Genomic DNA, 23,954 nt, shown 5'->3' with positions numbered 1-23,954 from the left:
GGATGGAAAGCCGCTTCCTCAACGAAGCCGTCGCAGCCCTGCTGCGCAAGGTCGCACAAGAAGCGATCCTCCCGCAATATCGCTCGCTGTCGAGCCACCAGGTCGAAAACAAGGCGGCGGACGATGTCGTCACCGTCGCGGACCATCTGGCGGAGGAGATGCTTGCAGAGGGACTTGCCGCCATCGACCCGTCGCTGGCGATTGTCGGCGAGGAAGCTGCCCACGCAGACCCATCGGTGCTGGAACGGCTTTCCAGCGATTGCTGGATCATCGATCCGCTCGACGGGACGAACAATTTTGCCGCGGGCAAACCGCCCTTCGGCATTCTCCTTGCGCGCGCGACTGGCGGGATTGCCGAGGCCGGCTGGCTCTACGATCCGCTATCGGACCGGCTCTGCCATGCAGCGTTGGGCGAAGGGGCCTATGTGGATGGAGAGCGCATCCGATCCAGACCGACCGGCGAAGATGAGCCGGTCGCGGCGATCTCGCTCATCTTCCTGACCGAAGAGCAGCGCGAAATGGTCGGGCGCAAGCTGGCACCGCACTACCGGCTGGTCGAGATCCCGCGCTGCGCGGCAGAACAATACCCGCGGCTGGCGCTGGGCGAAAACGACGTTTCCAGTTTCAAGCGAACACTGGCCTGGGACCATGCCGCCGGCGTGCTGTTCCTTAACGAAGCGGGCGGCAAGGCCTGCCGCCTCGACGGCAGCGAGTATCGCGTGGACGAGGGGGACAAGCCCGGCCTCGTCGGCGCATCCAGTCCGCAGATCTGGGACGAATTCGTCGCCAGAGTTACCGCCGAGGGCTGATCTCTCAGAGTTCGCTTTCGAGCCAGCCCTTGAGCTGGCTTTTGGGCGCCGCGCCGAGCTTCTGCGCGACCGGCTTGCCATCCTTGAACAGCACCATCAGCGGGATCGACTGCACGCCCATCTCGCCAGGAATGCCGGTGTTTTCCATGATGTCCATCTTCGCGATCGTCACCTGGTCGGCGAGTTCCTCGCTGATTTCCTCAAGCGCGGGTGCGATCATCTTGCACGGGCCGCACCAGTCGGCCCAGAAATCGACCAGCACGGGCTTGTCGGATTCGAGGACGTCGGTCTTGAAGCTGTCGTCGGTGACGGTCTTGGTGGCCATATCGGTATCTCCTGTCTCGGCGGCCAATCTAGGTCGGCCCTACGGTTACTCAACGGGCAGAGGCCCAAACCTTTCCTGCCCGGTCTGGTAGGCGGGCTTGAACCGCTCCAGCATTTCGGCGGGAATCGCGATCAGCTGCGGGGTCTGGGTGAACAGCAGCGCTGCCTCGATCACCCGACCCGGATAGACCTGTGCCAGTGCTGCCGCATAGGCGGCCATCTGTCTCAGGATCGCTTCCGGCACCGCTTCGAGCGAGGTCGGAGGGCGCCTGGCAGTCTTGTAATCGACCACGGTCACCGTCTGGTCAGTGACGAGCAGCCGGTCCACTGTACCGGCGACGACCTGGCCTTCGACCACCGCGGCCAGCGGCACCTCTGCAAGGCTGTCCTTCCCGAAAACATGGGCGAAGCGTTCGTCGGCCAGCACGGCGAGCGCGCTCGCCAGCATCTCCTCCCGGACTGCCTCGCCGAGATCGCCCGCCTGTCGCGCAAGCCACGCGCGCGCCTTTTCCTCCCGCCCTGCCGCCGGGGTTTCGGGGAGCCGCTCGAGCAAGGCGTGGATCAAGACCCCCCGCCGCGCGGCGATGGCGACCTGCTCCGCCGGAAGGGGCGGATTGGCTACGCGTTCCTCGCCCAGGCCGGAAGGCGCTAGCGGACGCGGCGGGCGCGGTTCGGGGCCAATCGGTGTCCGCGCCCAGTCGGGGACGGTGCGGGCTGCGACCGATTCTTCCGCGCCTTGCGAGCCAGCCAGTGGCGGCGGCATCGTGCCCCGATCCTTGCGCCAGCCCCATACGGGGTCGTCAATTTCGTCAGACGGCATGATGCGCGCGAGCCTTGCATACCAGCTGTCGGGCGCCGGTTCCTGTTCGCGCTTGCCCAAGGCTCCACCAACGAAGAGAGCTTCCTCCGCGCGCGTCATCGCCACGTAGAGCAGCCGCCAGTGTTCCTCCCGCTCGACGGTCGCCTGGGCCTCCGCATATTCCTCGATCCTGCCTGCGCGGTCGTCCTTCCGCAGCGGCGGAAGCGGCAGCTTGCGGGTATCGTCGAGCGGATCGGGCAGAACGAGGCTGCGGACAGGAGAATTGTCCGGATTTCCGCTTGCATCGGCAAGGATGACGATCGGCGCCTGCAAGCCCTTCGACCCGTGGACCGTCATGACGCGCACCTGCCCGCCACCCTCGCCCTGGTCGCGCTTGAGTTCGCCCTCGCCCGCGTCGAACCAGCGGATAAATCCCTGCAGGCTCAGTACATGCGATGCCGAATATGTGAGCGCGGCATTGAGCAACTCGTCGATCGGATCGTTCGCCTCGCGACCCAGCCGCCCGATCAACGTGCTGCGACCCTTCCACGGACCGACGAGCACCCAGTGCAGCAGCGCCTCGGGCGGCTCGAAATCGGCCAGCGCCAGCAATTGGCCCAGCCGGTCCACCGTCTCGTGGACCTTCGGAGCATCGCTGTCGCGAAGATGACGCCAGAGCGCCTTGCCCCGATCGCGATAGCCGTATTCGAGCAACTCATCCTGCGACCAGCCCATCAGCGGCGAAACCAGCAGGCTCGCGAGTGTAAGATCGTCAAGCGGCTGGGCGGCAAAGCGCAGGGCGGCCATCAGGTCCTGCACCGCCAGCGGCGCGCCGAGGCGCAGGCGATCGACGCCGGCGACCGGAATACCGGCAGCGTGCAGCCGCGCGACGATCAGCCCGGCGAGTTCCCGCCGCTTGCGGACCAGCACCATGATATCGCCGGCATTCGCGTTGCGATTCTCCTTGAGCAGCGGATAGCCGTCACGCAGCCATACCTGGACCTGTTCGGCGATGCTGTCCGCCATGCGGCGCTCCGGCTCGGATATCCAGTCCGGGCCGTCCGGGTCTTCCGTATCATCGGCTATCGCACTAACCGGCTTCCACAAGCGGACGAGCCCGTCGCGGTCGAAGCCGCGATGCCGTTCGGGCGCGGCATCCAGCCCGAACTGGGCCGGTCCGATCGATGCGATCGCCTCGTCCACGAAATCCAGCACCGGCTGCGCGGTGCGATAGCTGCGCCCGAGCCCCAGATCGACCAGGTCGCGGATCGAGACCGGTTCGCGCAAGGCTTCGGCGTTCTCGCGGCTCGAGCGCATGATGGCGGCAAAGCGCTCCTTGGCCTGCCTGAAATTCTCCGGGCTCGTCCCTTGGAAGCCGAAGATCGCCTGCTTGTAGTCTCCGACCACGAACAGCGTGCGCTGCCGCCCTTCCCGCTGCCCCGCGCCGGAAAAGAAATCGTCCGTCAGCGCGTCGATGATCTTCCATTGCGACTCGTTGGTATCCTGCGCCTCGTCAATCAGGACGTGGTCGAAACGGCGATCGAGCTTGTAGCGGATCCAGTCGGATAGGTCCGAATGCGACAGGAGTTCCGCCGCACGGCGGATCTGGTCGTCGAAATCGATGAAGCCTTCGCGCTGCTTGGCATCGTCCCACGCAAGCGCGAATGCGCGACCGGCAGCCAGCGCGGGGGCCAGCCATTGCGCCAGCGACAGCAACGCCCGCATCTGCGCGACCTGCTGGCACAGCGACTGGACCGATGCCGCAGCATCGGCATAGCCCGCGTCCTGCTTCTCGAGCGATTTCAGGGAGCGGATGTCGCCTTTCTGGGTGAACAGTTTGTCCTGCAAGGCGCCGAGCAGGTCGATCCGCCCGGCTGCATCCGACGCGGTCCACGCCTCGATCGCATCGATCGACTTCTGCGCCGTCGCCGTGCCCCAGGCCCGGTTGGCTGCAAGGCAGCGGTCGAGAGCGGCACGGTCGAAAGCCCCGTCGCTCACCAGTTCGGTGAGGCTGGCTTCGCTCGTATCGCTTGCCAAGCCGAGGAGCTGTTTCGTGCGCGCTTCCATGGGCGGCTGCCAGCTGCCCGGCCCGAACCATGCCTCGCGCGCCTCGGCGCAGCGCATCAGATAGGCGCGTGTCCCCTCAGGGCCGAGCCGCACCGACAATTCCTCGATCGCGGTGACGAAGTCCGGATCGCCTTCGAGCAACAGGTCGCCCAGCACCTGCTGCGCCAGCAGGTCACGATCGCGATCCTCCATCGGGCGGGTGCCCGGCGTGAGGTCGGCCTCTTCGGGGAAAGCTGCAAGCAGCCACTGGGCAAAGGCGTGGATCGTGTCGATCCGCAGGCCGCCGCCCGGACAGTCGAGAACGCTTGCGAAGAGCGTTCGCGCCCGCGCGCGGGTCTCGGGATCCACCGGCGCACCTATATGACCGAGCTCGCGGCCCAGTTCCGCCTCGTCCAGGCGCACCCATCGCGCGAGGACCTCGTTCACGCGCGTCGCCATCTCCGCCGCGCCGGCCTTGGTGAAGGTGAGGCACAATATCTGGTCGGGGGCGACATCTGGCCGCAGCAGCAGGCGCAAAACGCGCGCAGAAAGCACCTGCGTCTTGCCCGTTCCCGCCGAGGCCGACAGCCATACGCTATCGAACGGCGCGACCGCCAGCGCCTGGTTGTCCTGTAGCTGGTAGACCTTACCGCTCATGCCTCGCGCCCCAACCATTCCTGCAAGCGCATCAGCTGGTCGTAGCTGGCGTAGACCGGCGCGTCGGGATTCTCGCGCGCGGTGAACGGCTCGTCGCCGAGGATCCACTTGTCGAGCGCTTCGTGCAGCATCCGCTCGACTTCGGGCAGGAATTCGTCCGGTTCGATCCCGCTGCGCTTGGGCGGAATCCTGAGCGGCGTTTCGATATAGCCGAAGCCGGTTTCGCTCTTGTCGCTGCGACCGAGCGACCAGTATTCGAAACCGCCGGCTGGCGCCGGTGCATTCCCGAAGCCGCCCTGCTGCGCCATCAACGCCAGCGTTCCGAGCTGGAGCGCATAGCCTGCTTCGACCTGCTTGCCGGACGGCGGCTTGCCAGTCTTGTAGTCGACCACCGTCAGCGACCCGTCGGGCAACACATCGATCCGGTCGGCCTTGCCCTTTATCCGCACGCCCCTGACCAGCATGTCGCCCTTCGTTTCGATCACGGTCGGGACCCGTTCGGGTTCTGCAGCAATCCGGGCAGCCACCCATTCGAGTGCCCTCGAAAGTCGTGGCCGCCAGAGCGCGCGAACCAGCGGGTGCGCGCTCATTTGCTCAAGCCGTCGTTCGGCGATTTCGTCGAGCGTGCCGTCACCGTTGTGCCAGTCCTCGAGAATGCCGTGCGCGAGCGTGCCCTGCCAGGCGGGGGTCGGCTCGGCGTCGAGCTTGTCGAGTTCCGAGAGCCCGAGGATCGCGGAGGCGTAGAATTGGTACGGATCGGAGCGCAGCCGGTCGAGAGCGGTCACGCTGATCTCGACCAGGCGCTGCTCCGCCGAAGGGCGTGGTTTGGGCTGGCCGGCAGGCGTCACCGTTCCCGGGTCATCGAGTGCCCGGCCGATGGCAACGGCCTCGATCTCCCTATGCCTCTCCAGCAATTGCTCGCCCAGCAGCGCCTTCACCCGCAGGACGAAGCGCGACGGGATGGCCGGCCCGGAAATATCGCGCGCGGCGTGGCTCAGCACCACTTCGGGCGCGCCAAGTGCGCCGGCTAGGTCATGCGCGGACAGCCCGATCCGGAAATCGCCGCCCGGCACGCCCAGCGCACGAAGCACAGCGGGAGCGAGCAGCGCATTGGGCGCAGGTGCCGCCGGCCACGTCCCCTCGACAAGGCCGCAGCAGATGACCAGTTCCGCGCGGCTCATTCGCGATTCGAGCAGACCGTAGATCGAAACCCGCGGGTGGCCGCCATAGGGCGGACGCACGGCGATCGCCTCCATCGCATCGCGCAAGATGCCATACAGGTCGTCCGGCTCGATCCCGACCGGTGCCTGCGAGGCATGGAGCCGCAGGTCCTCGACGAAAGCGGAAAGCGCCTGCCCATCTTCACGCGCCCACAGGGCATCGCCGCACAGATCCTCGCCGGCCGAAGCGAGCGTGTCGACCAGCGCATCGAGCGGTTCCGGCTTCGATCGATCGACCAGCGGAGCGAGGCGCAGGGCAACGTCGGACCACCAGTCGCCCACCTTTGCCTTGGCCGCCCTCGCCGCAATCCAGCCGAGGCCCGGCTCACCCCGCGGCCCGCGCAATTTCAGTTCCAGCCGACGCAGATTGCGCAGCCATTCGCCGCGGCTTTCCTCGCCACGCTCGACCAGCGGGTGACCGAGCAACGCCATCAACGGAACCGGCGCGGCCTTTTCCGCCATCGTCTCCGCCAGCAACAGGAACAGGCGCCCCGCCGGCGTCTGCGACAAGGGCCGGCCGGCGCTGTCGTCGGCAGTGATGTTCCAGCGCCGCAGATGTTCTACGACCCGCCGGGCGAGACCGCGGTCGGGCGTGACCACCGCCACCCGCTTAGCCGGCTCTGCCAGGACTTGGCGGACCAGCAATGCAACCGCCTGCGCCTCCTCTTCCGGGGTCGCGCTCTCCATCAGGCGCACGCCCGAAAGCCGCCGCCGTTCGGGCGGCAGGTCGACCCAGCTCTTGCTCGCTTCGGGCGGCAGGAACAGAGAGGAGATGGCGTGGGTCCGTTCGGGCGGAGCGGCGGCCTCGCCCTTGCGATGCCATTGCTGCACCTCGGCGCGGGCGACACCCATGCGATTGAGCAGCAGCTTGAGGTGATATTGGGGATGCGTCACCGCATCCCCCTTGGCGAAAAGCTCCGCACCGCCATCCTCGCGCGGCGCACCGGCATTGCCGAGTTCGCGCCACACCTCGTCGCTCATCGACAGGTCGAGATCGGGCAGGATGACCGCTCCTTCCGGAAGCTCCGACACGACCCGCAGCAAGCGAGCGAGTTTCGGCGCCGCGGAGGTCACTCCGGCAGCAACGATCGGGTGTGGCGGCGGGTCTTCGCGCCAGCGCCGCGCCGCATGGGCGAACAGCAGGTTCCGCCTCGTCGCCGCGTCGACTGCGCCGAGTTCGGCGAGCCTCGCCAGCCAGCGGGCCTGCACGCGGGCAAAGGTCCGCAGGCCGTTCTGCATATGGGTGGCGAGTTCTTCGCGCAGATTGAGGATGTCGTCCGAAAGCAGATCCTGCGGTGCGACATTCTCTACCAGCAGGCGGTCCATCGTCTGGCCGAATTCGCGGGCAAGCCGGAAAAGCGCCGGGCCCTTGGGCGCTTGTTCGGCCAGTTCCTCCTGCAGGAGGCCGGTCAGTTCAAGCAGCCGCCGGGTCGGGTCGATGGCAGGCGGAATATCGCTCGCGCCGAGCGGATCGAGGAGTGTTCCCAGCGCCTCGTCGAGATCGAGATCGCCGACCACGACCATGCGCGGCATGAGCATCCCGCCCGTGCTGCCTTCGCCGCCCCGCCCCATCAGGCGGATGAAAGCTTCCGAAATCGTGCGCGCGGCCCGGCGGCTCGGCAGCAGCAGCGTCAACCGGGCGAGCCCCAGGCCCGTTTCCGAATAGCGCGGCACGAGTCCTGCGACCAGCGCGTCGGCAAAGCCGCGATGGGCAGCGATGGAATAGACCTGCGGCGCGACCCTCTCACCCACCCGTCAGCGCCTCCTCGGTCGGACGGATGTGCTGCGGTGTGCCCACTTCGTACCACTCGCCGGTAAAGGCCACTCCGAACAGCCGGCCTTCTGCGATCGCGCGGTCCCACAGCACGTTGGTAGAAAACTTTCCCTCGGGAGCATCGCGCAGCAGGCGATGCGACACGAGCTGGATACCGGTGTAGATGAACGGGGCGATCCGGCCAGCGGCCTTGCGGCGCAAGCGGCCCGCGCCGTCCATGTAGAAATCGCCCGTCCCGTCGAAATTGAACGCGCGCGCGTGGCTCACCACCAGCAGCAGCGCGTCCATCCGCTCCGGATCCCAGCAGGCGGTCAGATCGGCGAAGGCATTGCGCGGGCCATCGAGCCAGATGCTGTCGGCATTGCACGCGAAGAAGGGATCGGGAAGCAGCCCCGCGTCGCGAGCCTTGACCATGCCGCCGCCGGTTTCGAGAAGCAGCTCGCGCTCGTCGGAAAAGGTCACCTGCGGCATCGGTCGCTTCGCGATATGCGCTTCGATCGCGTCGGCAAGGTAGTGGACGTTGACGACCGCTTTCGCGACGCCCGCCTCCTCCAGGCGGTCGAGCGCGCGATCGATCAGCGGCTTTCCGGCAACCCGCACCATGGGCTTGGGCTGGGTCGCGGTGAGCGGGCGCATGCGTTTGCCGAGGCCTGCCGCCATGAGCATGGCGGTATCGCTGGCAAGCTCGCTCATCCGATCTCGCCGCCGAAATTGTCGCGGATGTCTTGCGGTATGTTCGCGTCGAACCATGCGGAAACCGGAGCCAGCGCCGGATGCGCCAGATCGCGCTCCATCGCCTGCCACACGCGCGGGATCAGCGACAGGTATCGCGGCTTGTCGTCACGCTTCCACAACCGCGAGAAGATGCCGACAATCTTGGCATTCCGCTGCGCTCCGAGGCGGGCATAGTCTGCCGCGAATTCCTTGCCGGCGTCGACTTTCGAGAGGTAGCGCTGGAACATCCTGCTCTCGAGTTCCGGCGAAACCTCGCGCCGGGCGTCCTGCAGCAGGGAAACGAGATCATAGGCGCGATGGCCAACCAGCGCATCCTGGTAATCGATCAGTCCCTGCTCCCCGCAACCATCCTCCTCCGGGGCCGGAAGCATGATATTCTCGGCATGGTAATCACGCAGCACGGTAACGCCCGGCTGCCGCTGTGCGTGCAAGGGGGCAAGCACCCCTTCCCACGCGGCTGTCCAGCTACGCGAATCCACGGCCAGCTGCTTTGCCGGGCAATACCATTCGACGAACAGGTCGACCTCGCGATGGTAGGTCGCCATGTCATAGGGCGAGAACGGTCCAGCGGGCTTTGCGTGAAGGTCGACCAGCGCGTCGATGGCCCGGGCGTAGGTGGCCTCTTCATGCTGTGGGTTGTCGTCCAGCCAGTCGCGCATGCGGTGATCGCCGAAATCCTCCAGCAGCACCCAGCCATCCTCGGGCTTGGCGGCGAAGATCGCAGGTGCGCGCATGCCTTGTTCGTTGAGGTAGCGGGTGACGTCGAGGAACTCGCCCGGGTCCTCCTCGGGCGGCGGGGCGTGCATCAGCATCGCCTTGTCGTCACCCCGGGCAATCCGGAAATAGCGCCGGAAAGACGCGTCGCCAGGGAGAGGCGCGATGCTCGCACCCTCCCAGCCGCTCGCGGCGAGAAAGGCTTCCAGTCCCTGTGGCAGTCGATTCATGGCCAGCGCGTTACCCAATCCGGTCCCGCCTGCACAATCGCCTTGCGACCGCCACCCACATTTTCCGGCATGACCTGAAGCTCGATCGCTAGGCAACCGGCTTCATGACCGAAGCCGCCTGCATGATCGGGCCATTCGGCGATGAGCGCAGCGCCTTCACGGTAATCTTCCAGCCCCAGCTCCCCGACTTCGGACGGGTCGTCCAGACGGTAGAAATCGGCATGAACCACCGGCACGGCCAGATGGTCGTAAGTCTCGATGATCGTAAATGTCGGCGATGGAACTTCGCCCTCGTGTCCCAGAGCGGCCAGAATTTCACGCGCGAGAGTCGTCTTGCCCGCGCCGAGACCGCCCGACAACGCGACCACGTCTCCCGCCCGTAATTTGCCGGCAATGCGCCCGCCAAGCGCGGCCATGCTGGCCAGATCGGGCAGCGCTATGGTCACGGCAGGCGCACGGTGACCGTGGTGCCCTCGCCCTTCTTCGAAACGATCTCCAGGGTGCCGTCATGCGCTTCGATCAGCTGGCGTGCGAGCGGGATGCCGAGCCCTTGGCGACGCTCTAGCCCCTTGCCGTCGGGCGCGGCGCGCAAGCCATCGAGCGCGCGGGCGAGTTCGTCCTGAGCCATACCCGGGCCATTGTCTGAAATGACGATCTGGGTCAGCCCGCCTTCGCGACCGAGCATCACCAGGATGCTGCCACCGCGCGGCGTATAGGCGATTGCATTGTCGAACAGCTGCGACAAAGCGCGTCGCAGCTGGCGTGGATCGGCCTGGACCTCTAGCCCTCGGGCCCGTCGCAAGTTCACCGTCAGGCCGCCATCGGTGATCGCCTGCTCGCGCTTGTGAACGATCTGCGTCACGAAGGGCATCAGGTCGACCTTCTCTTTCGAGAGCGGCATCAGGCCCGCCTCGCTCTGCGAAAGATCGAGCACATTTTCGACCTGTTCGGTCAGCCGTTCGACCGAGGTAAGGATGTCCTGCGCGTATCCCTTGGCCTGCTCCGGCAGTTCGCCGCCCAGCCCGCTCGCCAGCATCTCCGCAAATCCCGCGATCGAGGTCAACGGCGTGCGGAACTCGTAGGACATGTTGGCGAGGAAGCGGGTCATCACCGCGTCCGCTTCTTCCAGAGCGCGGTTGCGTTCGCGCAGCGCGTCCTCCGCCTTGCGGGAATCGGTCACGTCGAGAACCGTCAGCATCCCGTTTCCGTCGGGCAGCGGCACACCGGCGTATTGCAGCACACGCTCGTCTTCCATGACCACCTGGCCCCCGCGCCGCTGGCGGTCGAGCGTGGCCGAACGCACGACCTGGCCGATCGCCTCGGCTTCCTGGGGATTGGCCAGGTTGGGCGCGATCGCCTGCAGCAGGCGTTCGGCCGCGGGATGCGTGTCGAGCAGTTCCGCATCGAGGCCCCAGGCACTGGCGAAACCGCGGTTCCACAACTCCAGCGACCCACCCGGCGAGAACACCGCCAGCGCCTCGTAGAGATTGTCGAAAGTGGCCGTCCTCGTGCGCAGCAAAGTGTCGCGCGTTGCCGAGAGCGAAAGTTGTTCGGTCCGATCTTCGGCGATCAGCACCAGCCCGCCATCGGGCATCGGCTGGGCGACGATCCGCAGATGGGTCCCGTCGCGCAGCGGCCAGGCTTCCTCGTGTGTGTTGTCCGACAGAAACCACTCGGAATGTTCAGCACGCCAAGCCGGGAAATCGCGCACCTCCGGCGTGCGACCGTGATCGCGTGCGCTCAGGAGCACCTGTTCGAAACTCGCATGCTCGCTCACCGCCCCGTGCGGGAGGGAGAAAATCCGGCGGAACGGCTGGTTTGCGAAGGTCAGGCGGCGTTCCTGGTCGAACTGCGCGACGCCGACCGACAGCTGGTCGAGCATGGAGCGCTGTGCCTCGCGGAACGCGCGGAATTCGCGGGCCTGCTCCTCCATTTCCTCGATATCGACGGCGTAGCCCGCCACCCCTGCCCCGATGAGTGGCAGGTCGGTCACGCGCAAGGTGCGGCGAGCTCCATCGATGGTGGCGCTGACCACCCGCTCGATCGGCATCCGCCGGCTGGCAGCCTGCACTGCGATCTGCTCGGCACTGACACCGTCGACCGGCTCGATCAACTCGATCTGGTTCTCGACCACGGCATCGGCGCTGCTGGCGCCGACCGACGCGACGTAAGCCCCGTTGACGAGGCGCAAGCGGTAGTCGTCGCCACGGAACCACATCGGCATGGGCGCAGCCTCGATCAGACCGACGAGCGCGGCAAAATCGTCCCGCGCCCGCGCGGCCTCGAGCCGCAAGTCGGTGAGCTCGCGCTCGCTTTCGGTGAAGTCGAAGATCCACACCATCGCCGCGCCGCTCGGCGAAACCTGCGGATCGGCTAGCGAGCCCCGCAGCGCGAGCGCCCGCTGGGAACCGGGCACGGTCATCGACATGCGGAACGGGGCGGCGGTCTTCTGGGTGCGCCTGACGAGTTCGGACAATTGTTCCAGCTGGGGCGGCGAAAGGCCTTTCCCCTCACCTCCGGAAAGCTCGCTCAGATAGGCGGGGACTTTGTCTAGGCCGAGCCAGTGCGCCAGGCGCTCGGGCGCCTCGATCCGACCGTCCGCGCGCACCGTCAGCGGCACGGCTGGCGCCTCTTCGACCATCCGGCCAAGACGGCGGGCAGCCTTGCGCGCTGCTTCCGCGCGGCGCGCCTTGGCCGAGGCGGCAATCATCATCCACGCCGCAACGCCAGTCCAGGCCGCCAGCAGCAGCCCGATCGCAACCAGCGCGAGAGCGGAAAATTCCATGGCGGATGCGCTATGCCGCCCGCAGCGCGGATGCAATGGCCCCAACGCAAGCGGGCGGAGAAATCCCCGCCCGCCCCGTCACTTGGTTGCATGAGCCGGGTCCGACGACCCGGTCAGTAGCGGTAATGTTCCGGCTTGAACGGCCCTTCGACCGGCACGCCGATGTAATCGGCCTGCTTCTGGCTCAGCTTGGTGAGCTTCACCCCGAGCTTGTCGAGGTGCAGCGCCGCAACCTTCTCGTCGAGGTGCTTGGGCAGCACGTAGACGTCGTTCTGGTACTGGTCGGCATTCGTCCACAGCTCGATCTGCGCGAGCACCTGGTTGGTGAAGGAGCAGCTCATCACGAAGCTGGGATGCCCGGTGGCGCAGGCGAGGTTCACGAGCCGGCCCTTGGCCAGCACGATGATTTCCTTGCCGTCGGGAAACTTCACCAGGTCGGTGCCCGGCTTCAGTTCCGTCCATTCGTAGTTGTCGAGCGCCGAGATCTGGATCTCGCTGTCGAAGTGGCCGATGTTCGACACGATCGCCATCGGCTTCATCGCCTTCATGTGTTCGGCGGTGATGACGTTCTCGTTGCCGGTCGTGGTCACGAAGATGTCGGCGCGGGTCACCGCGTCTTCCATCGTTACGACTTCAAAACCTTCCATCGCCGCCTGCAGCGCGCAGATCGGATCGATTTCGGTGACGAGCACGCGAGCGCCGCCGTTGCGCAGCGACTGAGCCGAGCCCTTGCCGACGTCGCCGTAGCCCGCGACGCAGGCAACCTTGCCCGAGAGCATCACGTCGGTGGCTCGGCGGATCGCATCGACCAGCGATTCCCGGCAGCCGTAGAGATTGTCGAACTTGGACTTCGTGACGCTGTCGTTCACGTTGATCGCCGGGAACGGCAGCTTGCCCTGCTTGGCGAGGTGATAGAGTCGGTGGACGCCGGTGGTGGTTTCCTCCGAAACGCCCTTGAGGTTCTTGACCGTCCTGGTCAGGTAACCCGGCTTGTCCTTGAGGAAAGCCTTGAGCGCGCGCTGGAATTCGATTTCCTCGGCATTGGTCGGCTCGGGAAGCTCCTCACCCGCTTCGACCCGTGCGCCCCACAGCGCGAACATCGTTGCATCGCCACCGTCGTCGAGGATGAGGTTGGCGGTCTGGTCGGCATCGTCCTCGCTCGACCAGTCGAAGATGCGACCGACGTAGTCCCAGTAATCGGCCAGGCTCTCGCCCTTGATCGCGAAAACGGGAATGTCCTGCGCGGCGATCGCGGCTGCTGCGTGGTCCTGCGTCGAGAAAATGTTGCAGGTCGCCCAGCGCACCTCGGCACCCAGCGCCGTCAGCGTCTCGATCAGCACGGCCGTCTGGATGGTCATGTGGAGCGAGCCGGTGATGCGGGCGCCCTTCAGCGGCTGCGATGCGCCATATTCCTCGCGCGTGGCTATCAGGCCCGGCATTTCGGTTTCGGCGATATTAATCTCGGCGCGGCCGTAATCGGCGAGCGCGATGTCCTTGATGACGTAATCCTGGTCCTTGGCGAGCGTGGCCACTGGCATCTCCTGTTGCGGAATTCACAGGGGCCGACGGCAGGTCGACCCGGTCGCCTGGCGATGTAGCGACCAGCCCTCGCAAGGGCAAATATAAAGATATCTTTATATGATTGTCCGTTGCCGCCGAGCGACAAGCGCCTATATCGACACGCGGACGGGAAGAGATACGAAAGGATATTGCGCGATGACGATTTCGGTGGGCGACAAGCTGCCCGATGTGAAGCTGGTGAAAGCTACCGCCGACGGACCCGAGCAGGTCCAGTCGGCCGACTTTTTCGCCGGCCGGAAGGTCGCGCTGTTCTCGGTCCCGGGTGCGTTCACCCCGACCTGCTCGGCCAAGCACCTGCCGGGCTTCGTGGAAAAGGCGGACGAGCTGAAGGCCCAGGGGATCGACGAGATCGCGTGCACCGCCGTCAATGACGCGTTCGTGATGGGTGCGTGGAAATCCGCTAGCGACGCCGACCCGGTGACGATGCTGGCCGACGGCAACGGCGATTTCGCCGAAGCGGTCGGACTGACGATGGATGGCTCAGGTTTCGGCATGGGCAAGCGGGGCCAGCGCTGGTCGATGGTCGTCGACGACGGCGTGGTTCAGCAGCTGAATGTCGAGCAAGGCGGCAATTTCGAAGTGTCGAGCGCGGAATACATGCTCAACCACATGTGATCGCACCGACTGCATTGATTACAGGGGGCGGGCCTTTGCGGGCGCGCCCCCTTTTTCTTTCCGGCACGAACCGATCATTCGTGCTTGATCGGGTGTTCACCACGTCTCCAGTCACGACGTTAACTTCGCGCCGGCAGACCGGGCCGGTGATTATCCATGATCTTCTGAGAGACGAGACCGGCGCGACCGCGATCGAATATGCGCTGATCGCCGCCCTCGTATCGGTCGCAGCCATCATTGCCATCCAGGGCGTCGGTAGCGAGGTCAACTCGACCTTCCAGACCGCTCAGAGCAAGATGGAAGCCGCGAACAACCTTTAAAACCGCAACCGGAGCCTTTGAGATGTCGAGAACCACGCTGACAATCCTGATGGCGACCGTCTTGCTGATCATGCTGGCGGTCATTTTCGAGCTCAGCTTCGTCGCTCGCGGCGGCGGAGTCCTGCTGATCGCCGGACTTGCCTATGCCTATGTCGTCAGCAAACGCCACATGGAGCGCGGCGAAGCGTAACCCTTCGCGTCCCCGAGCCTAATGGCTGCGGGTAACTGCGCCGTCAGCAATTGGCCTTCTTGCCGTTGCAGTTGCCACCACCATTGCCGTTGCCGCCGCCGTTGCCGTTGCCGTTTCCGGGCGGCGTAGAAGTTGCGGTCGGGGTTGGCGTAGGGGTCGGAGTTGAAGTCGGCGTCGGCGTCGGCGTCGGTGTCGGGTTCGTTCCGCCGCCGTTGCCGGATCCGCCACCATTTCCTGAACCGCCGCCATTGCCGGAACCACCTCCGCTGCCGGAAGTCGATCCGCCATCGCTCGTGGTGGTGGGATTCATCGCCATCCGCTCGTGATCCATCGTCGTGCGAACCGCGGCGCCGATCGCCATGTTACCCAGAACCACGGCAACGCCCAGAACCAGCAGGATCAAGGCGTACTCGGAAGAGGATGCGCCTCGCTCGTCCAGTGCGAAACGACGGAGATGCGAGAGAAATGCGTGCGTCATCATGGAACTAATAGTTGCCGCAGGGCACGGTAAACAGCGAAACTATACAAGTAACCGTTTATCTTTATCTGTTAGGCCCTTACGAAGTTAATTCTGGCGGGGTCGAGGGACTGCTGGTTGCGCGGGAGCGGGTTTACGCCAGCCAGCGAATCATGCTGCGATTGCACACTGCTTGCAAATTGGCCAAAGCGTAGCTGATGCCGAGCAATGTGATCACCGACCATGGCGGTTGAGCCCCCCGACGAGCTGGAACTGGCGCGCCTGGCTGCCATCGTGGACCATTCTTCGGATGCAATCCTGTCCACCTCGCTCGACGGGATCGTGCAGACCTGGAACAACGCGGCAACCCGGCTCTACGGCTGGAGGCCCGAAGAAATAATCGGCAAACCGATCGACCTGATCGTGCCGCCCGCCCTGCACGAGCAGGAGGCTGCAATCCTGTCAGCAGTTGCGCGCGGAGAGAATGTTTCGCGGATGCTGACCGAGCGCCGGACCAAAAACGGCGAGACCATCTCGGTATCGCTGACGGTTTCTCCGATTCGCGGCAGCGATGGAACCGTGGTGGCGATTTCCAAGATCGCGCATGATTCCCGCGAACAGGCCAAGCTGGTACTCGGGCTTCGTGAGCGCAGCGACCAGTTCACCGCGCTTGCGAACAATATCCCGCAGCTCGCATGGCTGGCAGACAGCCAGGGCTGGATTTACTGGTACAACCAGCGGTGGTTCGAATACACCGGCTTCAAGCTCGAGGACATGGAAGGCTGGGGTTGGCGGCGGGTCCACCATCCCGACCACGTCGATCGCGTGGTCGAACGCATCCAACATTCGTGGGACACTGGCGAGCCGTGGGAAGACCTGTTTCCGCTGAGGCGCGCGGACGGGGTCTTTCGCTGGTTCCTGAGCCGGGCCAACCCGTTGCGGGACGAGGACGGAAACGTCATCCTGTGGTGCGGGACCAATACCGACATCACCGACGAGCTGGAGGCGAAGAACCGGATCGCCCTCCTGATCCGCGAGGTCAATCACCGCTCGCGCAACATGCTCTCGACATTGAAGGCGATGGTCAATCGCTCGTCCGCCGACACTGCCGAAGAACTCGCGCAATCGCTTCATCGCAGGATCACCGCCCTCGCATCGAACCAGGAACTGCTCGACGGGGGCGACTGGTCGGGTGCGCGGATCGATGCGATCGTCGAGGCACAGCTGGCGCACATCGATGATGCGGCGCGCGAACGTGTCCGGCTGGATGGCAGCGACGATCTCACGATCAAGGCGGCGCAAGCCGAAGCGCTCGGTCTCGCCATCCACGAGCTTGCCACCAATGCCGAGAAGTACGGGGCGCTATCGGACGAGAGCGGCTCGGTCATGGTGGAGTGGTCCCGTACTACCGACGAAGCCGGCGAGGAGATGCTTCATATCTCCTGGACGGAAACGGGAGGTCCGGCAGTGACTGCGCCCACGCGGACGGGCTTCGGCACTACGCTCATTACGCGCAACATGGAGCACGTTTTCGGCGGCAAGGTCTCGCTCGACTATGCGGACAGCGGCCTCAGCTGGCGCGCTCTGTGCCCCGCCTCGGATTGCCTGACCGAAAGCATCGAAGCGGTCGAGCCCGGTACGATCTAGTCCGCGCTGCGTGCTTGGCGGCGCTCCCGCCTGACCCTTCCAGCGGGCGCGGCCTCAACCGTAGCCCATCAGGCTCAGCACTTCCTTGCGGCTACGCTGGTCTTCCAGAAAAGTGCCCATCATCCGGCTGGTAATCATGCCGACGCCCGGCGTCCGCACTCCGCGCGCGGTCATGCAGCTGTGCGACGCTTCGATGACCACGGCCACGCCCTGGGGATTGAGGTGCTCCCAGATGCAGTCGGCCACTTCGGCAGTCAGCCTCTCCTGCACCTGCAGCCGACGCGCAAAGCCATGCAGAACACGGGCGAGTTTCGAGATACCGACAACTCGGTCGTTGGGAAGATAGGCGATCGCCGCCTTGCCGATGATCGGCGCCATGTGATGTTCGCAATGCGACTGGAACGGGATGTCCTTGAGCAGGACGATCTCGTTGTACCCGCCGACTTCCTCGAACACGCGGCTGAGGTGATAGGACGGATCTTCTTCGTAACCGAGACAGTATTCCTTCCACGCGCGCGCTACGCGTTTCGGCGTGTCGATCAGGCCTTCACGCGTCGGGTCGTCGCCCGTCCACCGGATCAGCGTGCGGATCGCGTCCTGGACGTCTTCGGGCACGGGAGGCTTGCGGTCGCCGCTGCGATCGATCGGGCTGTCTTCGTCCGGTCCAACTAGGCTGCTCATTCGCGGTCCTTCCGTCTCATCAGTTTCTTGCGGATGTGCCGTAGCCGCGAATTGCGTTGAAACAAGCCGCCCTTGCTGAATGGCTCGAAAAGTTCTTCCGGCTTCTCGGGATCGAGCAACTGGGAAGTGGCGAGCTTTTCCTGCACCTCGTTGAGCTCGGGCAGGTCGAACCGCCGCAGTGTCCGGTTGCGCTCGCGCCCCAGCGACTCGATCATCGCCGCCATCGATCCGTGCCGGGCGATCAGATTGGGAACCTCGTCTTCCTCGATCCCGCAATGCTCCGCCAGCAGTGAATAGCGGAGGCGGGCGATCTGCGGCTGCGCGTGGCCGTTCCCGGCTCGCGTACTGTCGATGAAGACGTCGCATTCGCTGTCGAGGCCAAGCGACCGGTTGTTCATGTTGGCCGAACCGATCCGGAAAATCTCGTCGTCGACGATCAGGATCTTGGCGTGAACATAGATCGGCGTCTCGCCCGTGTAGGGCACGTAGAGGTTGAAGCGATTGCCCGGATCGACTTCCCCGAGGGTGCGAACCAGCTCCGCGCGCGCGTGATCCATCGCCTGCTGCTCCAGCCAGCCATCGGCATTGGCAGGGTGCACGATCAGCACTTCGGGCGGATCGGGTTCCGACAGCCGCTTGCACAAGGCCTCGGCGATCCGCCGCGACGCAAAGTACTGGCTTTCGGCGTAGATGAATTTCTTGGCGCCCGCGATCTGCCTTTCGAACAAGAGGGCGATTTCCATCACCTCTGTCGTATCGTCGAACTCGCCGCGCGTGCGCGCAATGCCGATCTCCACGTTCTCGAAGTGCACCTCGAGTTCGTCGGGCCACGGGCTGTCGTCGCTCGGCTCGACTTTGTCGAGCGGCGGACCGTTCGCCCGCTCCCAGCGATTTTCGCCCAGTTCGCGCAGCGCAGTGGCCGCCTCGCCCTCGATCATCATGGTGGCATCGTGCCAGGGACCATATTTGGAACCGCGCGGCCGTTTGCGCCGATCATCGTCCTCGCGATGCTCGCGCGTGTCCCATCGGTGGGTCGTCATGTCGATACCGCCGCACACGGCAAAATCGTCATCGATGACTGCGATCTTCTGGTGATGGCTCGCGCCGGTCGGATGCGCAGTGTCGAATTCGAAGTCGATGCGCTTGCGCGGCCACCAGCGCAGCAGGTCCATCGTCATCGACCCTCGGGTGAAGAACTTGAGCGCGCCGTAGCCCCAGCGCAGGACGCGCACCTCCAGCTGGCGATTGTGTTTGGTGAGCCAGAGGATGAAACTTCCGAGCCTCGCCGGTGCCTGGTCGGATGTGAAGCGCTGATACCAACGCCGCCCGATCTCCAGATGGATACGGGTATCGAAGTCCCATCCGATGAGCAGGATCCGGCGACGGGCTTTCAGCATCGCCTGTCGCATCAGGCGGAAATAATCCTCCGCATCGACGATAACGCTTGCGCGCCGCGCCTTCTCGTATCGCCATACACCGGGTTCGACCGACTCGTCGGAGAACTCGGGATTGTGATGGGTTTCGTCAGCATTGCCCCCCATTTGCAACGGCCTACTCCTTCGCGTCCTCTTTCTTCTCGGGCGTGACCTCGGCTTCTGCCTTTTCCTGTTTCTTCCGACGTTCGAACACCTCTTTCATGTGCTGCTCGTCTTCTTTCGTCAGATATTCGGCGAATTCGGGGAAGTGTTCCTTCTCCTCTTCGTCGATGTGGTGCCGGTAATCGTGATCGAATGTCTTGAATTTCGTCAGCCAGCCGCCCTCGCTCATGTCGGTCGCGGCAAGGTCGTTGAGCGCTTCTTCGATCTCGTGGTGCTCGGCCACCGAATGCCGCGTGTCGTCGGTGGTCGGGGGCTTGCGGAGCATGGTCGAATAGAGCGCCTGCTCCTCGGCAGATGCGTGGCCCTTAAGCTCCTTCGTGAGCTCCTCGAACAGCTCCTGGCGCTCGGGCGAATCCCCGCTGGTCTGCAGCAGCCGATCCAGCAGGTCGCGGTGCCGATCGTGGTCTTCCTTCAAACGAGCGAAAATTTCCTGATTGGCAGCCATTGACAGTCTCCGGGATTGATTTGCCCTAGCAACAGGCGAAGGTGCGCTACGGTTCCTCGGTGCACTGGTTTTAGCCGAACCACGACCCATATCGCAGCACATGTCCTACGAACGTGCGGGCGATCCCGACATCGCGACCTTCGAACGCCTGGCCGACGCGGCGCTGCGCCGGCTGCCGGCTAAGTTCCGCGAACAGCTCGTCGATGTCGCACTGCGCGTGGTCGATTTCGCCACCCCCGAACAGCTGGCTGCGGTCGACCTCGACGACAAGTGGGAGCTCTCGGGCCTGTACGAAGGCGTGCCCCTGCCCGAACAGTCCCAGTGGGATCCGTCCGAGATGCCGCCGCGAATCTGGCTGTTCCGCATGCCGCTGATCGCCGAGTGGGAGGAAACCGGCGTGGACCTTGCCGACCTCGTAACGCACGTCGTCGTGCACGAAGCGGGCCATCATTTCGGTTTCAGCGACGACGACATGCACGCGCTCGAGGACGAGGCGGACTGAGAGGCATCGCCGGAACCAAAAAAGCCCACGACCCGGTGGGGGTCATGGGCTTTTTATGGCGCGCCAGGAAGGATTCGAACCTCCGGCCGCCTGATTCGTAGTCAGGTACTCTATCCAGCTGAGCTACTGGCGCGCGTTGGAGGGCGGCACATAGTCAGGCCTCACCGGCAATGCAATCCCCAATGCGGTCCTATTTGATCCGATCGGCGCCGTTGGCGGCAAAAAGTGCCGCCGAAAGCTCGACATCGAGCGGTGGCTTTTCGAGCGCAGCGATCTCGGCAAAATCGAACCATCCGATCGCCTGCCCTTCGAGCGCGGCAGGCTGGCCGATCCAGCGGCCGACAGTGTAAAGATAAATGACAATGGCAGGCGAGCCATCGCCGCCGTCGGTCGCCGCGCTGGCGACCTCGACAAGTGCACCCTGATCGACCTCGATGCCGAGTTCCTCCTGCATTTCGCGCACCAGCGCAGCCGGGCGGCTTTCGCCTTCCTCGACCTTGCCGCCCGGGAATTCCCACAAGCCGCCGTGGTGCTTGTCGAACGGGCGGCGATGCATGAGCCAGCGTCCGTCCGCGCCACGCAAAGCGCCTGCCACGACCACCATCGCTGTCGGAATATTTTTCAATCGTGCGGCTCCCGATAAGAAATTCTTAAGAGGTTATACGGAAAAAGCGAAGCATCAGACCGTTTCGACAGGTGTTTCGATGAATCCGTTCAAATCCTTGAAGGCTCTTCGCGACGACATCTCGGGGGCTACCGCCGTCGAGTACGGGCTGATCTTGGCCTTGATGTTCCTGGCCATGGTGGGGGCTGTCGAGAGTGTCGGCACCGAAGTCACCAGCACCTGGAACGACGTGAACAGCCAGGTGTCGGATTCGTCCGCCAAGGCTCGCGAAGGCTGAGATGAGAAGTGCGGCGTTAGGAATTTATCAATCGGTTGCTCCTAATTCCGCAAATGCCTTGGACGGCCAGTCCGAACAGGGTCGGGTACCGAAGACTGAACCAGGAGACACACAATGAAGTTCATCAACAAGCTGCTCCGCGACGAGCAGGGCGCCACCGCCATCGAATACGGCCTCATCGCCGCCCTGATCGCCGTTGCTGCGATCACCGCGATGCAGAGCCTGGGTTCGGAACTGAACACCACGTTCAACACCGTCCAGTCGAAGATGGCTGAAGGCAACGACAAGGCGCCGGCATAAGCCTAACGCTCAGTCACTAAGCTGGCACAAGAAAAGGGCGGCCGGGGAAACCCAGCCGCCCTTTTTCTTTGCCGGTCGTCCGGGCCGCCTCAGCGCGAGCGGACGACGATCTTGACCTTCTGGCCCGGCGTAACCCGGTCGCTCGACGACAAGCCGTTGAGTACGCGGAAACGCTGTTCCTGCGCATTGGTATAGGCCATGCGACGTGCCAGCGAGCTTACCGTATCGCTGCTGCCGACCGTCACCACGTCGATCCGGCGCGGAACGACGCTAGCCGCTTCGCTCGAAGAAATCCGGCGCATCGACTGGTACATCGAGTTGAACGTCCCCGCCTGGCCGGCCGGGGTGATCGCCACGAAGTGATACGCGCGGTTGTTCGCGAACTCGTAAGCGAAGACCGTTACGTCGACCTGGCTGTTACCGTTGTTGACGCGTGCCGAACCATAGGCAGCCGGCAGTCCGTTGACGGTCGTCCGTTCGATCGTTTGCGGCGCAAGCTGGGTATTCTGCCCGCCCAGCTTCTGGAACACGCTGCGGATGTAGCTGTCCATGTTGCCGTTGTAGGGGGCAAGGCTCAGCTGCGCCTGGCCGCTCTGGCCGTTGATCGACACGGCAGTGGTGCCGTTGATCATGTAGAAACCGTTCGGCGCGCTGAACGAGAAGCCCAGATCGGGGTGGATGAACCTCTGACCTTCGATGACGCCCTGCTTGGGATCGTCGCCATACATCAGTCCATCGATCCGCGTGAGGAACGTGTCGCGATTCGTGACACCTCCCGTGCCGACGGCCTGCGCCTTCTGCAGCGCCTCGCGCACGCGGCCGGCGGGGTCGGGGTGAGTCGATGCCCATTCGGGGATCGTGGCATTGCGGCCCTGGATGGAGGCATCGAGCGAGTTCTGCGCCGCGAGACTCTGCAGAACGGTCGCCATAGCGCGCGGATCGTAACCCGCCTTGTTGAGATACTGGATGCCGAGCGTATCGGCCTCGAGTTCCTGGCTGCGCGAGAACTTGAGCGTCAGGAGCTGCGTCCCTTGCAGGAAAGTCTGGCCCAATTGCTGGCCGATGCCGCTGTTGCCGAGCAGGACGCCGGAAAGGATCGCTCCAACCGCGCCGAGGATGGAATTCTGCTGCGCCTTTGCCTGGCGCCGCTGGGAATGGCGCGCCGCGACGTGCGCGACTTCATGGCCGAGCACGCCGGCAAGCTCAGCCTCGTTGTTCATCAGGCCGACCAGCTGGCGGGTCGTGTAGACGTAGCCGCCGGGGATCGCGAAGGCGTTGTTGACCGATGAGTTGAGCAGCGAGACGGTGAAGCTGTCACGCGCGTTTCCGAGCCCGGACTGGACTGCGATGCCCTTGCCCACGCTCTCGACATATTGCGCGGTGCTGCCGGTCATCGCCCCGCCGAATTCCTGCAACAGCTGCGGGTGCGCCTCTGCGCCCTGCTGTGCCTCGGTCTGGGTGATCGGTGCCGATGCGCTGGGAATGCTGCCGGTCGACGCGCAGGCGCCAAGCACCATCGGCAAGGCAGCCGTCGAGGCGAGAGCTAGTTTTTTGAGACCCTTCATGAAATTCTCCGGACAGGCGCAGCCACCGACGGCGCCGGGTTGGTCATGAGGGGTCAACATTCGCGCGCAGGCGATGTTCCCGCAGTCCGAAGTTCGATTTAGCCGCCGATCCGGAGAAAGCGTTCTTCGCGCATTCGGCGCAGCTCGTCCGACGAGCGACCGGACAGCATGTCGAGCTCCTCGACGATCACCGTACGCAGCGATTCGGCCATCCTGCGCGGATCGCGATGCGCGCCGCCGACCGGTTCGGTCACGATCCGGTCGATCACGCCCAGCTTCTTGAGGTTCTGTGCCGTGATCTTCATCGCCTCTGCCGCATCGGGCGCCTTCTCGGCAGTTCGCCACAGGATCGAGGCGCAGCCTTCCGGAGAGATCACCGAATAGACCGCGTGTTCCAGCATCAGCACCCGCTCGGCGCTGGCGAGCGCGACGGCGCCGCCCGATCCGCCTTCGCCCACGATCGTCGCGACCATCGGGACCGGGAGTGCAAGGCACGCCTCGGTCGAGCGCGCGATGGCTTCTGCCTGGCCCCGCTCTTCCGCTTCGATCCCGGGAAAGGCTCCCGAGGTATCGACCAGCGTGACAACAGGCAGGCCGAAGCGCCCGGCCAGTTCCATCAGGCGGATCGCCTTGCGATAGCCTTCGGGCTTGCCCATGCCGAAGTTGTGGCGCAGCCGGCTCTCGGTGTCGTTGCCCTTTTCGTGACCGATCAGCACGACCTTGCGGCCGTCGATCGTCGCGAACCCGCCGAGGATCGCTTCGTCCTCGCCGTAGGTACGATCGCCGCCCAGCGGCATGAAATCCTCGAACGCGAAATCGACGTAGTCGCGAAAATGCGGCCGCGACGGGTGACGGGCGACCTGCGTTTTCTGCCACGGCGTCAGCGACGCGTAGGTGCTCGCAAGCAGGTCCGCACTTTTGAGTTCGAGCCGCTTCAGTTCGTTGGCGATGTCGACCTCGTCGTCGACCGCTGCGGCCCTGAGGTCTGCGATCCGCTGCTCGAGCTGTGCGACGGGCTTCTCGAAATCGAGGTAAGAATTCATCCGCACCCGCTAGTC

The 23,954-nt window shown here is 64.7% G+C and carries 23 protein-coding genes and 1 tRNA gene; 8 read left to right on the top strand and 16 right to left on the bottom strand.

From position 1 onward, the window contains the following. Positions 1 to 2: 2 nt before the first annotated feature. Complete coding sequence (locus tag GRI48_RS00585) at positions 3 to 809, top strand: inositol monophosphatase family protein (protein ID WP_160669889.1); 807 nt, start codon at positions 3 to 5, stop codon at positions 807 to 809. Positions 810 to 813: 4 nt separating this feature from the next. On the opposite strand, the gene trxA is transcribed toward GRI48_RS00585, so the two are convergent. The 8 genes from trxA to ahcY form a co-directional block, all read right to left on the bottom strand. Then, on the bottom strand, positions 814 to 1,134 hold the full coding sequence (gene trxA, locus GRI48_RS00580) for a thioredoxin (protein ID WP_160669886.1): 321 nt from the start codon (positions 1,132 to 1,134) through the stop codon (positions 814 to 816). Positions 1,135 to 1,179: 45 nt separating this feature from the next. After that, a complete protein-coding gene (gene addA / locus GRI48_RS00575; protein ID WP_160669883.1) occupies positions 1,180 to 4,635 on the bottom strand; it encodes a double-strand break repair helicase AddA in 3,456 nt (1,151 codons plus the stop codon). Beyond that, positions 4,632 to 7,607 carry a double-strand break repair protein AddB gene (gene addB, locus GRI48_RS00570; RefSeq protein ID WP_160669880.1) on the bottom strand — a complete coding sequence of 992 codons (2,976 nt, stop codon included), beginning with the start codon at positions 7,605 to 7,607 and terminating at the stop codon, positions 4,632 to 4,634. Before addB ends, addA begins: the two co-directional genes overlap by 4 nt. Next, the gene (locus GRI48_RS00565) at positions 7,600 to 8,322 is read right to left on the bottom strand and encodes a nucleotidyltransferase family protein (protein WP_160669877.1); all 723 of its coding nucleotides are present in this window, start codon (positions 8,320 to 8,322) and stop codon (positions 7,600 to 7,602) included. Before GRI48_RS00565 ends, addB begins: the two co-directional genes overlap by 8 nt. Further along, positions 8,319 to 9,308, bottom strand: a complete 990-nt coding sequence (locus tag GRI48_RS00560) for an aminoglycoside phosphotransferase family protein (protein WP_160669874.1) — start codon at positions 9,306 to 9,308, stop codon at positions 8,319 to 8,321. The genes GRI48_RS00565 and GRI48_RS00560 overlap by 4 nt, the downstream gene beginning before the upstream one ends. Continuing rightward, the gene (tsaE, locus tag GRI48_RS00555; protein ID WP_160669871.1) at positions 9,305 to 9,754 is read right to left on the bottom strand and encodes a tRNA (adenosine(37)-N6)-threonylcarbamoyltransferase complex ATPase subunit type 1 TsaE; all 450 of its coding nucleotides are present in this window, start codon (positions 9,752 to 9,754) and stop codon (positions 9,305 to 9,307) included. The genes GRI48_RS00560 and tsaE overlap by 4 nt, the downstream gene beginning before the upstream one ends. After that, positions 9,751 to 12,093, bottom strand: a complete 2,343-nt coding sequence (locus GRI48_RS00550) for a sensor histidine kinase (protein ID WP_160669868.1) — start codon at positions 12,091 to 12,093, stop codon at positions 9,751 to 9,753. Before GRI48_RS00550 ends, tsaE begins: the two co-directional genes overlap by 4 nt. Before the next feature lie 113 nt (positions 12,094 to 12,206). After that, positions 12,207 to 13,631 carry an adenosylhomocysteinase gene (gene ahcY / locus GRI48_RS00545; protein WP_160669865.1) on the bottom strand — a complete coding sequence of 475 codons (1,425 nt, stop codon included), beginning with the start codon at positions 13,629 to 13,631 and terminating at the stop codon, positions 12,207 to 12,209. Between the two features lie 178 nt (positions 13,632 to 13,809). On the opposite strand from ahcY, the gene GRI48_RS00540 reads away from it, so the two are divergent. From GRI48_RS00540 to GRI48_RS00530, 3 genes are read left to right on the top strand one after another with little or no spacing between them, the layout of a single operon-like run. Next, entirely contained in the window at positions 13,810 to 14,289 is a 480-nt protein-coding gene (locus GRI48_RS00540; protein WP_160669862.1) for a peroxiredoxin, read from the top strand. Next, positions 14,286 to 14,609 (top strand): Flp family type IVb pilin, encoded by a 324-nt coding sequence (locus GRI48_RS14465; RefSeq protein WP_337190740.1) that lies wholly within the window; start codon positions 14,286 to 14,288, stop codon positions 14,607 to 14,609. Before GRI48_RS00540 ends, GRI48_RS14465 begins: the two co-directional genes overlap by 4 nt. Before the next feature lie 22 nt (positions 14,610 to 14,631). Beyond that, a complete protein-coding gene (locus tag GRI48_RS00530) occupies positions 14,632 to 14,799 on the top strand; it encodes a hypothetical protein (RefSeq protein WP_160669859.1) in 168 nt (55 codons plus the stop codon). Between the two features lie 43 nt (positions 14,800 to 14,842). Here GRI48_RS00530 and GRI48_RS14150 read toward each other — a convergent pair whose 3' ends face one another. Continuing rightward, a complete protein-coding gene (locus GRI48_RS14150; protein ID WP_202389155.1) occupies positions 14,843 to 15,280 on the bottom strand; it encodes a hypothetical protein in 438 nt (145 codons plus the stop codon). A gap of 219 nt (positions 15,281 to 15,499) precedes the next feature. Between GRI48_RS14150 and GRI48_RS00520 the strand changes: the two genes are divergently transcribed. Then, on the top strand, positions 15,500 to 16,903 hold the full coding sequence (locus GRI48_RS00520; protein ID WP_160669856.1) for a sensor histidine kinase: 1,404 nt from the start codon (positions 15,500 to 15,502) through the stop codon (positions 16,901 to 16,903). A gap of 54 nt (positions 16,904 to 16,957) precedes the next feature. Here GRI48_RS00520 and folE read toward each other — a convergent pair whose 3' ends face one another. The 3 genes from folE to GRI48_RS00505 are packed head-to-tail and all read right to left on the bottom strand — an operon-like array spanning position 16,958 to position 19,627. After that, the gene (folE, locus tag GRI48_RS00515; protein ID WP_160669853.1) at positions 16,958 to 17,584 is read right to left on the bottom strand and encodes a GTP cyclohydrolase I FolE; all 627 of its coding nucleotides are present in this window, start codon (positions 17,582 to 17,584) and stop codon (positions 16,958 to 16,960) included. After that, positions 17,581 to 19,125, bottom strand: coding sequence for a phospholipase D-like domain-containing protein (locus tag GRI48_RS00510; protein WP_160669847.1), 1,545 nt, complete (start codon positions 19,123 to 19,125; stop codon positions 17,581 to 17,583). The genes folE and GRI48_RS00510 overlap by 4 nt, the downstream gene beginning before the upstream one ends. A 10-nt stretch (positions 19,126 to 19,135) precedes the next feature. After that, entirely contained in the window at positions 19,136 to 19,627 is a 492-nt protein-coding gene (locus tag GRI48_RS00505) for a hemerythrin domain-containing protein (RefSeq protein ID WP_160669844.1), read from the bottom strand. 100 nt (positions 19,628 to 19,727) lie between these two features. Between GRI48_RS00505 and GRI48_RS00500 the strand changes: the two genes are divergently transcribed. Beyond that, the gene (locus GRI48_RS00500) at positions 19,728 to 20,129 is read left to right on the top strand and encodes a metallopeptidase family protein (protein ID WP_160669841.1); all 402 of its coding nucleotides are present in this window, start codon (positions 19,728 to 19,730) and stop codon (positions 20,127 to 20,129) included. 56 nt (positions 20,130 to 20,185) lie between these two features. On the opposite strand, the gene GRI48_RS00495 is transcribed toward GRI48_RS00500, so the two are convergent. Both GRI48_RS00495 and GRI48_RS00490 read right to left on the bottom strand, forming a co-directional pair. After that, positions 20,186 to 20,262: transfer RNA gene (locus GRI48_RS00495), tRNA-Arg, on the bottom strand. Positions 20,263 to 20,319: 57 nt separating this feature from the next. Then, positions 20,320 to 20,685 carry a (deoxy)nucleoside triphosphate pyrophosphohydrolase gene (locus GRI48_RS00490; RefSeq protein ID WP_237451669.1) on the bottom strand — a complete coding sequence of 122 codons (366 nt, stop codon included), beginning with the start codon at positions 20,683 to 20,685 and terminating at the stop codon, positions 20,320 to 20,322. Here GRI48_RS00490 and GRI48_RS14215 point away from each other — a divergent pair. Next, a complete protein-coding gene (locus GRI48_RS14215) occupies positions 20,684 to 21,031 on the top strand; it encodes a Flp family type IVb pilin (protein WP_237451668.1) in 348 nt (115 codons plus the stop codon). The two genes, GRI48_RS00490 and GRI48_RS14215, sit on opposite strands and share 2 nt — an antisense overlap. 114 nt (positions 21,032 to 21,145) lie before the next feature. Next, the gene (locus GRI48_RS00480) at positions 21,146 to 21,331 is read left to right on the top strand and encodes a Flp family type IVb pilin (protein ID WP_160669835.1); all 186 of its coding nucleotides are present in this window, start codon (positions 21,146 to 21,148) and stop codon (positions 21,329 to 21,331) included. Between the two features lie 89 nt (positions 21,332 to 21,420). Here the strand turns inward: GRI48_RS00480 and GRI48_RS00475 are convergent, their stop codons facing one another. Both GRI48_RS00475 and GRI48_RS00470 read right to left on the bottom strand, forming a co-directional pair. After that, positions 21,421 to 22,896, bottom strand: coding sequence for a M48 family metalloprotease (locus tag GRI48_RS00475; protein ID WP_160669832.1), 1,476 nt, complete (start codon positions 22,894 to 22,896; stop codon positions 21,421 to 21,423). 98 nt (positions 22,897 to 22,994) lie between these two features. After that, the gene (locus GRI48_RS00470; RefSeq protein ID WP_160669829.1) at positions 22,995 to 23,939 is read right to left on the bottom strand and encodes an acetyl-CoA carboxylase carboxyltransferase subunit alpha; all 945 of its coding nucleotides are present in this window, start codon (positions 23,937 to 23,939) and stop codon (positions 22,995 to 22,997) included. Positions 23,940 to 23,954: the final 15 nt, after the last annotated feature.

Source organism: Qipengyuania oceanensis (assembly GCF_009827535.1).
Classification (GTDB): Bacteria; Pseudomonadota; Alphaproteobacteria; order Sphingomonadales; family Sphingomonadaceae; genus Qipengyuania_C; species Qipengyuania_C oceanensis.
Note: the sequence above shows the minus strand (reverse complement) of the source record. Positions and strands in the feature narration are given on the sequence as shown.